This window comes from Micromonospora matsumotoense (assembly GCF_900091525.1).
GTDB classification, from domain to species: domain Bacteria; phylum Actinomycetota; class Actinomycetes; order Mycobacteriales; family Micromonosporaceae; genus Micromonospora; species Micromonospora matsumotoensis.
The window spans coordinates 104,403-116,660 of the sequence record NZ_FMCU01000010.1 but is presented as its reverse complement, the minus strand read 5'-3'; the positions used below and the strand labels follow the sequence as shown (position 1 = coordinate 116,660).

General features: G+C 73.1%; 10 protein-coding genes. 3 read left to right on the top strand and 7 right to left on the bottom strand.

Translation table 11 applies throughout. The features are described 5' to 3' along the window. Nucleotides 1–204 precede the first annotated feature (204 nt). The 4 genes from purE to GA0070216_RS20280 all read right to left on the bottom strand — a co-directional run bounded on the left by purE (nucleotide 205) and on the right by GA0070216_RS20280 (nucleotide 4,908). Nucleotides 205–696, bottom strand: a complete 492-nt coding sequence (gene purE, locus GA0070216_RS20295; RefSeq protein ID WP_091248285.1) for a 5-(carboxyamino)imidazole ribonucleotide mutase — start codon at nucleotides 694–696, stop codon at nucleotides 205–207. Further along, a complete protein-coding gene (locus tag GA0070216_RS20290; RefSeq protein WP_091248281.1) occupies nucleotides 693–1,853 on the bottom strand; it encodes a 5-(carboxyamino)imidazole ribonucleotide synthase in 1,161 nt (386 codons plus the stop codon). The genes purE and GA0070216_RS20290 overlap by 4 nt, the downstream gene beginning before the upstream one ends. Before the next feature lie 177 nt (nucleotides 1,854–2,030). Beyond that, entirely contained in the window at nucleotides 2,031–4,067 is a 2,037-nt protein-coding gene (locus tag GA0070216_RS20285) for a thioredoxin domain-containing protein (RefSeq protein WP_091248277.1), read from the bottom strand. Between the two features lie 58 nt (nucleotides 4,068–4,125). Further along, nucleotides 4,126–4,908: a MerR family transcriptional regulator gene (locus GA0070216_RS20280; protein ID WP_091248274.1), complete on the bottom strand. Its 783-nt coding sequence runs from the start codon at nucleotides 4,906–4,908 to the stop codon at nucleotides 4,126–4,128. Between the two features lie 666 nt (nucleotides 4,909–5,574). Between GA0070216_RS20280 and GA0070216_RS20275 the strand changes: the two genes are divergently transcribed. After that, nucleotides 5,575–6,609: a phosphatidylinositol-specific phospholipase C domain-containing protein gene (locus GA0070216_RS20275; RefSeq protein WP_091248271.1), complete on the top strand. Its 1,035-nt coding sequence runs from the start codon at nucleotides 5,575–5,577 to the stop codon at nucleotides 6,607–6,609. 406 nt (nucleotides 6,610–7,015) lie between these two features. Here GA0070216_RS20275 and GA0070216_RS20270 read toward each other — a convergent pair whose 3' ends face one another. The 3 genes from GA0070216_RS20270 to mca all read right to left on the bottom strand — a co-directional run bounded on the left by GA0070216_RS20270 (nucleotide 7,016) and on the right by mca (nucleotide 10,949). Next, nucleotides 7,016–9,490, bottom strand: a complete 2,475-nt coding sequence (locus GA0070216_RS20270; protein ID WP_245722612.1) for a putative bifunctional diguanylate cyclase/phosphodiesterase — start codon at nucleotides 9,488–9,490, stop codon at nucleotides 7,016–7,018. Nucleotides 9,491–9,732: 242 nt separating this feature from the next. Then, nucleotides 9,733–10,017 (bottom strand): hypothetical protein, encoded by a 285-nt coding sequence (locus GA0070216_RS20265; RefSeq protein WP_091248265.1) that lies wholly within the window; start codon nucleotides 10,015–10,017, stop codon nucleotides 9,733–9,735. Between the two features lie 50 nt (nucleotides 10,018–10,067). Further along, nucleotides 10,068–10,949 (bottom strand): mycothiol conjugate amidase Mca, encoded by an 882-nt coding sequence (mca, locus tag GA0070216_RS20260; protein WP_091248262.1) that lies wholly within the window; start codon nucleotides 10,947–10,949, stop codon nucleotides 10,068–10,070. 179 nt (nucleotides 10,950–11,128) lie between these two features. On the opposite strand from mca, the gene GA0070216_RS20255 reads away from it, so the two are divergent. Both GA0070216_RS20255 and greA read left to right on the top strand, forming a co-directional pair. Then, nucleotides 11,129–11,563: a DUF4307 domain-containing protein gene (locus GA0070216_RS20255; RefSeq protein WP_091248259.1), complete on the top strand. Its 435-nt coding sequence runs from the start codon at nucleotides 11,129–11,131 to the stop codon at nucleotides 11,561–11,563. 164 nt (nucleotides 11,564–11,727) lie between these two features. Then, nucleotides 11,728–12,228, top strand: a complete 501-nt coding sequence (gene greA / locus GA0070216_RS20250; protein WP_176739058.1) for a transcription elongation factor GreA — start codon at nucleotides 11,728–11,730, stop codon at nucleotides 12,226–12,228. The last annotated feature ends 30 nt before the right edge of the window (nucleotides 12,229–12,258 follow it).

Here is a 12,258-nt window from a genome sequence, read left to right as displayed (position 1 = left end):
TTGAGCACGCCCGGTCCCTGCGCGATCGGCCCCGCCACGCCCGTCCGGTCAACGGGGTGGCGTGCCTTGCGTGATCGACTCAATGGGGGTGAGGTTGCGGTGTCGGCGACGCCTGGATGCCGCAGTATCGCCCCCACTGCGAGGGCAGCCCGCCCGGCAACATCGGGCGAGGGCAGCCCTGGGTCGGTGGGGCGGGGGTGTCCGTCAGGCCAGGGAGGCGCGGAGGGCGGCGTCCTTCTCGGCGACCAGGTCCTCCAGGTCGGCCTGGAAGGCGGTCATCCGGGCGAGCAGCGCCGGGTCGGTGGCACCGAGGATGCGGACCGCCAGCAGGCCGGCGTTGCGGGCGTTGCCGATCGACACGGTGGCCACCGGAATCCCGGCCGGCATCTGCACGATGGACAGCAGCGAGTCCATCCCGTCCAGGTGCTTCAGCGGGACCGGTACGCCGATCACCGGCAGCGGGGTGACCGAGGCGACCATGCCGGGCAGCGCGGCGGCGCCCCCCGCCCCGGCGATGATCACCTTGAGTCCCCGGTCGACGGCGTCCCGGCCGTACTCGATCATCTTGACCGGGGTGCGGTGCGCGGAGATCACCGCCACCTCGTACGGCACCTCGAACTCGTCCAGCGTGTCGGCGGCGGCCCTCATCACCGGCCAGTCCGAGTCGCTGCCCATGATCAGCCCGACGGTGCTCACCCGTGTCCCTCCCGCAGCCAACGGGCAGCCCGCGCGGCCCGCGCCCGTACGTCGTCCAGGTCGTTCCCGAGCACCGTGACGTGCCCGATCTTGCGGCCGGGTCGGACCTGCTTGCCGTACAGGTGGACCCGGGCGCCCGGTTCGGCGGCGAAGAGGTGGTGCAGCCGTTCGTCGAGGGAGATCCCACCCGGCTCACCGCCGAGCACGTTCGCCATCACCACCACCGGGGCGGTCAGCGCGGTGTCCCCCATCGGGTAGTCGAGCACCGCCCGCAGGTGCTGCTCGAACTGCGAGGTCCGGGCCCCCTCGATGGTCCAGTGCCCGGAGTTGTGCGGACGCATCGCCAGCTCGTTGACGACCAGGCCGGCATCGGTCTGGAACAGCTCCACCGCCAGCAGGCCGACCACGCCGAGCGCGGTGGCCAGGTCGATGGCGAGCTGCTGGGCGGCGACGGCCAGCTCCTCCGGCAGACCGGGCGCGGGGGCGAGCACCTCGACGCAGATCCCGTCCCGCTGCACCGTCTCCACCACCGGGTACGCGGCGACCTGCCCGAACGGCGAACGGGCCACCTGCACGGCCAACTCCCGGCGCAGCGCGACCCGCTCCTCGACGATCAGCGAGGTGCCACCGGCGAGCAGGGTGGCGGCCAGCTCGGCGGCCTGCCCGGCGTCGTCGACCAGCCACACGCCGCGCCCGTCGTAGCCTCCCCGGGCCGCCTTGAGCACCACCGGCCAGCCCTGTTCCGCGCCGAACGCGAGCAGGTCCGCCGGGGCGTCCACCGGCCGCCACGCGGGGTTGGGGGCGCCGAGCGCGCCGAGCCGTTCCCGCATGACCCGCTTGTCCTGGGCGTGCAGCAACGCGTCGGCGGGCGGGAAGAGCCTCACCCCCTCGGCCGCGAGGGCCCGGATGTGCTCGGTCGGGACGTGCTCGTGGTCGAAGGTGACCACGTCGCAGCCCTTGGCGAAGGTACGCAGCGCGGCGGGGTCGGTGTGGTCGCCGTACTGGACGTCGGCGGCGACGAGCGCGGCACCGTCGTCGGGGGTGAGCGCCAGCACGCGCAGTGACTGGCCGAGGGCAATGGCGGCCTGGTGGGTCATCCGGGCCAGTTGGCCGCCACCCACCATGCCGACGACGGGCAGACCGGTACGGGAATCCATAGCGCCGCCAGCCTAACCGGGGCCGTTCGCCGCCCGGCCCGAGGGCCACCCGGCTGGGCGGACGGCCACCCGAAACCGCTCACCGCTCCCCGTGGGCGACCACCCGAGCCGGTCGCCGCCCCAGCGGACAGCCGCCCCAGCGGACAGCCCGCCGACCCCGGGCGGGGCCGGGCCGGCTCAGGTGAGCTGGGCGACCAGGTCCTCGACCGAGGTCACCGGGCGCTGGCAGACGAACCCCCGGCAGACGTACGCGGTGGGCCGTCCGTCGAGCCGCGGCCGGTCGGCGAGCAGCGGCACGCCGGGCTGGTCGGGCCGGCCGGCCACCACCACCGCGCCGGGTGGGGCGTGCCGGTGCGCGGCGGCGACCAGCGGGTCCCCCGCCGGGTCGTCGGTGACCACCGCGATCTCGTACGGCCCGGAGAGCAGCGCCTCGCCGGTGGTGGCCGCGTACCCGGTGAACCGGGCGTGCCGGCCGACGATCGGCGCGACCGTCGACAGGGCCGCCTCGGCCACCTCCCGGTAGCGGGTCTCCCCGCTCAACGCCGCGTACGCGGTCAGCGCCGCCACGACCGCCGACCGGCCCGACGGGGTGGCGTTGTCGGTCGGGTCGGCCGGCCGGGCGACCAGCCGTTCGGCGTCGTCGGCGGTGTCGTAGAAACCGCCGTCCGGGGCGGCGAACCGGGCCAGTGCGACGTCCAGCAGGCCGCCGGCCAGCTCCAGCCAGCGTCCCTCGCCGGTGAGCTGGTGCAGCGCGCAGAACGCCTCGGCCACGCAGCCGTAGTCCTCCAGCACGCCGGCCGGATCGCCGACCGTCTTGTCGCGGGAGGCCCGGCGGAGCCGGCCGTCGACCAGGTGCACGCCCGCCAGGTGTTCGGCGGCGTCCCGCAGCGCCCCGTCGGCGACGATGGCGACCCCGTCCATCAGGTTGGCGTCCTCGTCGTCGGGGGTCACCCGGATCGCGGCGACCTGGAGGAACTCGACGAGCGCGGTGATCGCCAGGCCGTTCCAGGCGGCCACCACCTTGTCGTCGCGGGCCGGTTGGGGGCGGGTGTCCCGGGCGGCCAGCAGCCGGCCCACCACACCCCGCCAGCGGTCCCGGATCTCCGGGGCGGCGTCGTCGACGTCCCGGGCCAACCTGAGCACGCTCGTGCCGTGTTCGAACGTGCCCTCCTCGGTGACGTCGAACAGGTCGGCGGCCCACCGGCCGTCGTCCTCGCCGAGCGCCTCGACGAGCTGGGCCGGGGTCCAGGCGTAGGTGAGGCCCTCCACCCCGTCGGTGTCGGCGTCGAGGGCGGAGGCGAAGCCGTCCCCGGGCCGGTGCAGCTCGTCGGCGAGGAACCGGGCGGTGTCCCGGGCCACCCGACGGGCCAGCAGGTCCCCGGTGAGCCGCCACAGCTGGGTGTAGACCCGCAGCAGCAGGGCGTTGTCGTAGAGCATCTTCTCGAAGTGCGGCACCGTCCAGTGGGCGTCCACCGAGTAGCGGGCGAACCCGCCGGCAAGCTGGTCGTGCAGGCCGCCCCGGGCCATCGCCTCGGCGGTGTGCCGGACGATCTCCAGGCTCTCCGCCGAACCGGTCCGTTGGTGGTGCCGGAGCAGGAAGAGCAGGTTCATGTGCGGCGGGAACTTCGGTGCGCCGCCGAAGCCGCCGTTGGTCTCGTCGTACTCGGTGGCGAGTTGGGCGGCGGCGGCGTCGAGCAGGTCGGCGGTGAGCGGGGCGGTGGGGCCGCCGACGGCCTGGGCACCACCGATCGCCTCGACCACCGCGGCACCCTGCCGCAGCACGGCCTCCCGCTGCTCCCGCCACGCGGTGCCGACCGACTCCAGCAGCCGGACGAAGTTGGGCTTCGGGAAGTAGGTGCCGCAGAAGAACGGGGTGCCGTCGGGGGTGGCGAAGACCGTCATCGGCCAGCCGCCCTGACCGGTCATCGCCTGGGTGGCGGTCATGTAGACGGCGTCCACGTCGGGCCGTTCCTCACGGTCCACCTTGATCGCCACGAAGCCGGCGTTGACCAGCGCGCCGACCGTCTCGTCCTCGAACGACTCGTGGGCCATCACGTGGCACCAGTGGCAGGCGGCATAGCCGACCGAGATGAGCACCGGGACGTCGCGCCGCCGGGCCTCGGCGAACGCCTCGGCGGACCAGGGCCACCAGTCCACCGGATTCGCGGCGTGCTGGAGCAGGTACGGGCTGGTCGCGCTGGCCAGTCGATTCACCCGACGACCATAACCCCCCGTACGCGGGTGAGCGGGTCTGCAGCCCCGCCCGCCCGGATCAGCCGCTGAGCTTCCGCTCGGCGTAGACCTTCATCGCGTCCCGGACGAATTCGGCGTAGACCTTCATCGCGTCCCGGGTGAATACCGCCGTGCCGTCGCCATGCACGTCGTAGTTCGCCGTGAAGCGCGGGTCCGCGACATACATCTCGCCGAGGTTGACGAAGTACTCCTTCGTCACCGTCCCGGTCGTCAGCGACAGCCAGTCGTAGAGGCGCTGGGTGATCGCCTGCACCTCGTCGCTCTCGACCGGGATGCCGACGTCGTGCGCCCGGCCGAAGTCGGCCGCGATGTCGAGCTGACGTTGCTGGAACGCCTTCTTGTCGGCATCGCTGAGCGAGCGCCACCACTGGTCCGCCCGCTGGTACGCCTCGCGGCCCCACCGCTGCGTCACCTCCTGCTCGTACTGGGTGTGGTCGAAGCCGTCGAACACTTCCTCCACCATGAGTTGTTCACCTCCTTCCGTCTTGCGCAGCGTGGTCCGTACCGACTCGATCTGCCGCCCGATCCGCTCGCGCTCCCGCAACAGGAGCCGCAGATGGGTGCGGAGCGCGGCCGTCGGCTCCCGTTCACCGTCCAGCACCTGGCCGATATCGGCCAGGGCGAGGCCCAGTTCGCGCAGCAGCAGAATTCGCTGCAGCCGTACCAGGGACTCCTGGTCGTAGTAGCGGTAACCGTTGCGACCGATCCGGCTCGGAGCCAGCAGTCCGACCTGCCCGTAGTGGCGCAGGGTCCGACTGGTCGTCCCGGCCGAACGGGCGAGGTCCTGGATTGACCATTCCATCGCCGTCCACCCCTGATCTCGCCGTCCAGCCCTGATCTCGTCGTGCCGGTCCAGGTTAGAAGTTGACGTAACGTCAAAGTCAACCCGCCGATCCAGCGGGGGTGGTCCTAGGCCCCCCGGGGGCTAGGAGGCGCCGTCGGGCGCGCAACGGAAAGATCCGCGCCTGGGCGGAGTCCGGCAGCGAGCGGAGCACGTCGCGATCCTGTCCGACGGCATCGGCTTGAAGAAGTGGTAGCCCTGCGCGGACGTACAGCCAGCTCGGCGAGCGCCGACGCCAGTCCCGCGCCAGCGCGGCCCTTCTTCTCAATGGCCTTAGGAACCTCGGGTGACCCCGCCCCGCTCGGGCTGTCACCCCCGGCCGGCGAGTTGGACACCCCCGCCGGCTGGTTCGTCACCCCGAGGACGAGGCGGTAGACCCGCGTGGTGCTGCCGGCGCGACCGACCGCCAGACGACGCGGCCGAGTTGGACGACCGGGTTGTCGGCGTGGTGGAGCAGATACGGCGAGGTGGCCTGGGCGAGTCGGTTCACCCGACGACCCTGTCCACCCCCGGGCGCACCCGCCGGGGCAACCGTCCCGCCGAAACCGGGCCTTCCCCCGTTCACATTCATCGTCTTTGATCTGTGCGGGTGCGGTGACCGGCACCGGCCCTGCGAGGAGGTACCCCATGCGCGGTTCCCGTCTCCTGTCGGCGCTCATGTCGGTCGCGGTGGCCGCGGCGGTGTTCAGCACCGCCGCACCCGCCTCGGCCGCGGTGGACCCCGGCACCCGGGTCTCGGCGACCACCGTGGTCGGCACGCACAACGCGTACGAACGCGGGACGTACACCTACCTGGCGCAGGCGCTCGACGCCCGCCCCGGCCTGATCGAGCTGGACGTCTGGCCGGACATCATCACCAAACAGTGGCGGGTCAGCCACTCCAACCCGCTGGGCAACGACAACAACTGCGTCGCCGCCACCACCCCCGCGCAGCTCTACACCGGCGCCCGCAACAAGAACCTGGAGAACTGCCTGGACGACATCCGGCTCTGGTTCGACGCCCACCCCGACGCCGGCCCGCTCCAGCTCAAGCTGGAGCTGAAGACCGGCTTCAGCAGCCGTACCGGGCAGGGGCCGGTCCAGCTCGACGCGGTGCTCGCCGCCCGGCTCGGCAGCCGGGTGTTCCGCCCGGCCGACCTGCGCGGCGGGTACGCCAGCCTGGATGCCGCCGCCCGCGCGAACGCCTGGCCGACCCGGGGGCAGCTCGCCGGCAAGGTGATCGTGGAGCTGATCCCCGGCACCGTCGAGGAGGGCAACCCGACCGACACCCTGTGGACCGACATCGAGTACGCCCAGCACCTGGCCGGCCTGTCGGCCGCCGGCACCCTGGGTCAGGCGCAGGCGTTCCCGGCGGTGCACCGGGCCCAGTCCGGCGACCCGCGCAGCCGGTACGCCGACACCAGCCTGCGTCCGTGGTTCGTCCTCTTCGACGGCGACGCCAGCGCGTACGTCACCGGTGGGATCGACACCTCCTGGTACGACACCAACCACTACCTGCTGGTGATGACCGACGCGCAGAACGTTCCCCCGGCGGTCGGGAACACCGACCAGACGGCCGCCCGCGCCCGCCTCGCCCAGCTCGCCGCCGCCCACGCCAGCGTCGCCTCCGCCGACTGGGCGGCGATGCCGTCGGTCGTCGCCGAGGTCCTCCCCCGAGGCTGACCCACCCCCACCTGCCCGCCCGTCCTTTGGCCCGCCCCTGCGGGGCCTGCTCGCAATGTCGCCGATGTAGCGGTATCCGGCCAGCCGGATACCGCTACATCAACCCTCCTGAGTCGATCACGATGAACGGGCGAGTGGACCGGGAGGGCAAGCCGCCCCGGACCGAACGGACCGGGCAGGCGGACAGACCCCGGCAGGCGCGCAGACCCGGACCGGGCAAGCGGGCCGGGCGGACCGGGCGGGCGGACCGGGCGGGCGGACCGGGCGGGCGGACCGGGCGGACCGGGCGGCGGGGCGGGCGGGGCGTGGACGGGCCGGGCGGGGACGGGCGGGACCGGGCGGGGACGGACGGGGACGGGCGGGACCGGGCGGGATCGGGCGGGATCGTGGCGGGGTTGCGGCCCGGTCAGGAGGCGCCGTCGGCGCGCAGCGGGAAGACGTTCGACTCGGCGGAGTCACGCAGCGAGCCGAGGACCGCGCCGATCTTGTCGGCCGGCATCGGCTTGAAGAAGTGGTAGCCCTGGGCGGCGGTGCAGCCCAACGCCACCAGCGCGGCCCGCTGCTCGGCAGTCTCCACCCCCTCGGCGACCACCCGCAGCCCCAGCTCGTGGGCGAGACCGACAGTCGCCCGGACGATCGCCGCCGCCTCCGGCGAGTCGGCCATCCGGATCACGAAGGACCGGTCCACCTTCAACTCGTCCACCGCGATCCGGGTCACGGACGACAGAGACGAGAAGCCGGTGCCGAAGTCGTCGACGGCCAACTGGACGCCCATCGACCGCAGGGTCGCCAGCACCTCGTCGATCACCTCCAGCTCGCTCATCACCACCGTCTCGGTGATCTCCAGGACCAGCCGGTGCGCCGGCACCTGGTGGCGGCGCAGCGCGTCGGCGATCTCCGCCGGCAGCCGGGGGTCGAGCAGGCTGCGGGCCGAGAGGTTCACCGAGATCGGCACGTCCAGCCCGTCGCGGGCCCACTCGGCGGCCACCGAGAGCGCCTTGTCCAGCACATACCGGGTGAAGGTGCCGAGCTGCTCGCTGTTCTCCACCGGGCGGATGAAGTCGGCCGGGCCGAGCCAGCCCCGGCGGGGGTGCTGCCAACGGATCAGCGCCTCCACCCCGGTCGGTGCGCCGGTGCTCAGGTCGACCGCCGGTTGCAGCGCCAGCACCAGCTGGTCGTCGGCCTGCAACGCCTCCCGCAACTCGGCCAGCAGGGCCAACTGGTCGGTGCTGGCGGCGTCCCGGGTGCTGTCGTACGCGGCGACGCTGCCGCCGCCCTCCTTCGCCTGGTACATCGCGATGTCGGCCCGGCGCAGCAGCTCGGTCAGGTCGGCGGTGCCCGCCCCGGCCACCACCACCCCCACCGAGACCTCGACCGACATCCGCACCCCGGCCACCTCTGTGGGCGCGGCCAGCCGCTCGGCGATCTCCCGGGCCTGCCGCAGCGCGTACGCCATCGGGGCGGCCCGGTCACCGAGCACCGGGACCGACGTCAGCAGCAGGGCGAACTCGTCGCCACCGAGCCGGGCGAGCAGGTCACCGGAGCGGGCCAGGGTGCCCAACCGGTTGCCGGTGAGCCGCAGCAGCTGATCGCCGGCCGCGTGTCCGAGGGTGTCGTTGACCTCTTTGAACTGATCGATGTCGAGCAGCAGCAGCGCCACCGGATGGTCGTGGGCGAGCTGCCGCAACGCCTGGTCGCCCTTGGTCAGCATGGCCGTCCGGTTGACCAGCCCGGTCAGCGCGTCGTGCACCGCGTCGTACGACGAGCGGGCGCTGACCAGCCGCAGCTCCCGATGGGTCGCCGCGTCGTGCAGCGCGGCGGCCAATGCGTCGGAGTAGGCCGCCACCGCGTCCCGTTCCCGGTCGCTCGGCGGCCCGGTGGAGGGGAACCGGACCCGCAACTGTCCGACCTGGACGTCGCCGACGACGAGCGGCCGGACCAGTTCGTGGGTGTCCACGGTGGCCCCGCCGGGCGGCCCGGCCTCCCGGTCCCGCACCTGGCCCGAGGCGTCACCCCGATAGCGCCGCCACCGGCCGTCGCCCCGGACCACGTCGACGTCCACCAGTTCGGCGCCGAACAGGGTCAACGCGCCGGTCACCGCCGCCGTGGCCACCCCCCGCTCGTCGAGCTGGTTGAGCGCGGCGGTGGCCTCGGCGAACGCCCGCCAGGTGCGCTGTTCCTGATCGGCGCGCAGCCGGTGGCGGTAGGTCTGTTGGAGCAGCCAGAGCAGCGGTGGGAGCAGCAGCAGCCAGCGCGGGTCGACCTCCAGCAACGCCACCACGACCAGCCCGACCACCACGTTGCCGACGAACATCAGCACCTTGCCGCGTAGCGCGACGAGCAGTGCCGGGCCGACCGCCACACCGTGCCGCAGGGCGAGGGTCGCCCCGCCCAGCCCGGCGGTGGTCAGCAGGTAGGTGACGGCACCGGCCACCAGGGCGGGCACGAGCGCCGGGGTGGGGCCGGCCAGCAACGGCTCGCCGATCGCGGTGGTGACGGCGACGGCGAGCGCGGTGGCCGCCGTCAGCGAGGCGGCGATCCGCAGCAACTCCACCGGGGGACGGCGGTCGGCGGCCAGCGACATGATCGTCCAGGCCGTGCCGGTGCCGAGCAGCGCGGCGGCCGGCAACCAGCCGGCCGGCGCAAGGTAGAGGCAGCCGATCAGCGCCGCCTCGCCCCAGGTGATGCTCACCATGCCGGTGGCGGTGCGGAACCTCAACCGGGCGAGTTGGGCGATCGCGAACACGGCGGCCACGATGCCGAACCGGGCCGCCGGCGGGAGCGGGTCGTCGGGCGGCAGCGCGGTCGGCAGGCGCAGGCCGATCACCACCGCCACCAACGCGGTCAGGGTCACGGCGAGGGTGAGGACACGCACCCGCAGCGGAGTGTCCGGCGGCTCCGGCCCGTCGTCGGACGCGCCGGGGATGCCGGAGGTCACCGCCCGGCTCCGTCCGCGGGGCCGTCGACGGCGCGACGGACGAACGCGGCTACGACGGTCATGGCACCCCCTCCCGCGCACGGCTCAGGGACTTTCGTCCCCCGGCGGAAGGCTAAGCCAATCCGGGTGGCCGCAACAGGGGGCGACGACCCGGATCGGCGTGATTCACGCCCCGGTCACCCCACTCAGGGCTGCTGGTGGCCGCTGGGCAGGTTCGTACGTGATTCCTGCCCCGTTGTCCCGTCCGACGGACCGGTAGCCGACGAATCGGTCCGATCGGTCTCGACCGGGCCGCCCTGCTGGGGAAACCGCTCGGGCAGCCGACGCAGCCGGGAGTTCATGTTGCGGATCAGCAGGACGGTGGCGGTGCCGAGCAGCACGATGAGGAAGAGGCCCATCGGCCCGGCCAGGCCGCCCGTGCGGGTGTCCCCGAAGTTGTTCTCCGCGAGCACCTGGACAGCGTTCAGCATGGTGTTTTCTCCGATGTGCGGTGGAGTGTCAGCGTAGCCCCGACCGCCGGTCACCCGGCATGGGCGGCTTCCCGTACCCCGGCGAACAGGTCGGACTCCGGCAGCGGGGACTCGACCGTCGAGCGGGCGAGTTGGAAGTCCTCCGTCGGCCAGGCGTGCTGCTGGATCTCCATCGGCACGTGGAACCAGAAGCCGTCCGGGTCGACCTGGGTGGCGTGGGCGCGCAGCGCGTCGTCGCGGACCGGGAAGTACTCCGCGCACTCCACCCGGGTGGTGATCCGCGAACCCTTGTCCGGCCGCTCGTCCCAGCGCTTGAGCCAGTCCTCGTACGGCGAGGGGAGGCCCGCGGCCAGCGTGCCCTCGTGCAGGGCCAGGAGCTTGCCCTTGGAGAAGCCGATGTCGTAGTAGAGCTTCAACGGCTGCCAGGGGGCACCCAGCTCCGGGTGGCGGGTCGGGTCGCCGGCCGCCTCGAACGCGGCCACGCTGATCTTGTGGCACATGATGTGGTCGGGGTGCGGGTAGCCACCCTCCTCGTCGTAGGTGGTCACCACGTGCGGACGGAACTCCCGCATCAGCTTGACCAGCGGCCCGGCCGCCACCTCGACGTCCTGGAGGGCGAAGCAGCCCTCGGGCAGCGGCGGCAGCGGGTCGCCCTCGGGCAGGCCCGAGTCGACGAACCCCAGCCAGGCCTGCTCGACGCCGAGCACCGCCCGGGCGGCGTCCATCTCGGCCCGCCGGATCTCGCCGATGTTGGCCCACACGTCGGGGCGGTCCAGCTTGGGGTTGAGCACGCTGCCCCGCTCACCCCCGGTGCACGTCACGACCAGCACGTCCACCCCTTCGGCGACGTACTTCGCCATGGTGGCGGCGCCCTTGCTGGACTCGTCGTCCGGGTGTGCGTGCACGGCCATGAGACGCAGCTTCTCTGCCAACGTGGGCGCTCCTCGTCTGTGCCCGCCGGCGGCCCGGTCCGGGTCGCTCGCCTGGCCTGCCGCGGTGACCTGTCGGCGCGGCTGCCGACCTGCCATTCCGGGCTCGGCCCCGGGCTGGGAAGATGGACTCTGTCATTCTTGCCGATGCGACCGACAACAACGCCAGGAGATACCCGCCGGTGACCGAGACGCACGCCACAATTCCCTCGGCCGCGCCGGTGTTCCCGCCCGGCCGGTACGGACGTCGGCGGGAGCCCGAGCGCCGCCGCCCGGTGCTGCGCTGGTCGCTGGTGGCCGTGCTGATCGCCGGGTTGGTCCTGGCCGCGACGCAGCTCTACCAGCGCTACGGCGACCCGGAGTACAAGCCCGAGGTGATCACCTACACCGACATCAGCGACACCGGCGTACAGGTCGACTTCCGGGTGACCGTGCCCGAGGGCGGCGCAGCGGTGTGTCTGGTGCGGGCCCGCTCGCACGCCGGCGCCGAGGTGGGGCACGAGGAGGTCACGGTGACCGCACCCCCCGGCCAGCGGCACGTCACCGCCCGGCACCGGGTCACCACCACCGAGCGGCCGTTCATCGGCGAGGTGGTCCGCTGCCGCCCGGCGGGCTGAACCGCCACCGACGGTCGCGGCGGCGCGGCGGCGAGACCCCCGAGCGAGCCACCGGTGGCGTCGCTTCCCACCCGACCGGGTGATCGACGATGCCCGAAAGTGCGGGCCACTGGTAGGTTGGTAAGTCACCTGTCAGCCAGCACGCACATCCGAGGAGTACGCCTGTGTCCATCAATGACAACAAGGCGCCCGCCACCTGGCTGTCCCAGGACGCGCACGACCGCCTCCAGGCCGAGCTCGACGAGCTGATCGCCAACCGGCCGGTCATCGCCGCCGAGATCAACGCCCGGCGGGAAGAGGGCGACCTGCGGGAGAACGGTGGCTACCACGCCGCCCGTGAGGAGCAGGGCAAGGCCGAGGGCCGGATCCTCTACCTCAAGGAGCTGCTGCGTACCGCCCAGGTCGGTGAGGCACCGACGGCCGACGTGGTGTCGCCCGGCATGGTCGTGACGATCTACTTCGACGACGACAGCGACGACACCGAGACGTTCCTGCTCGGGTCGCGGGAGATCGCCGCCACCACCGATCTGACGGTCTACAGCCCGGAGTCGGCGCTCGGCAAGGCCATCCTGGGCGGTCGCCCCGGTCAGGCCTGCACCTACACCGCGCCCAGCGGCGCGGACATCAAGGTGACGATCGTCAGCTTCGAGCCGTTCTCCGGCTGAGCCGCACCGCCGTCGGGCCCGCGCGACCCG

Coding starts and splice junctions, on each gene's coding strand:
- GA0070216_RS20290 (WP_091248281.1), bottom strand. CDS start 1,853: ATGGATTCCCGTACCGGTCTGCCCGTCGTCGGCATGGTGGGTGGCGGC.
- GA0070216_RS20265 (WP_091248265.1), bottom strand. CDS start 10,017: ATGCTGAACGCTGTCCAGGTGCTCGCGGAGAACAACTTCGGGGACACC.
- GA0070216_RS20280 (WP_091248274.1), bottom strand. CDS start 4,908: ATGGAATGGTCAATCCAGGACCTCGCCCGTTCGGCCGGGACGACCAGT.
- GA0070216_RS20275 (WP_091248271.1), top strand. CDS start 5,575: ATGCGCGGTTCCCGTCTCCTGTCGGCGCTCATGTCGGTCGCGGTGGCC.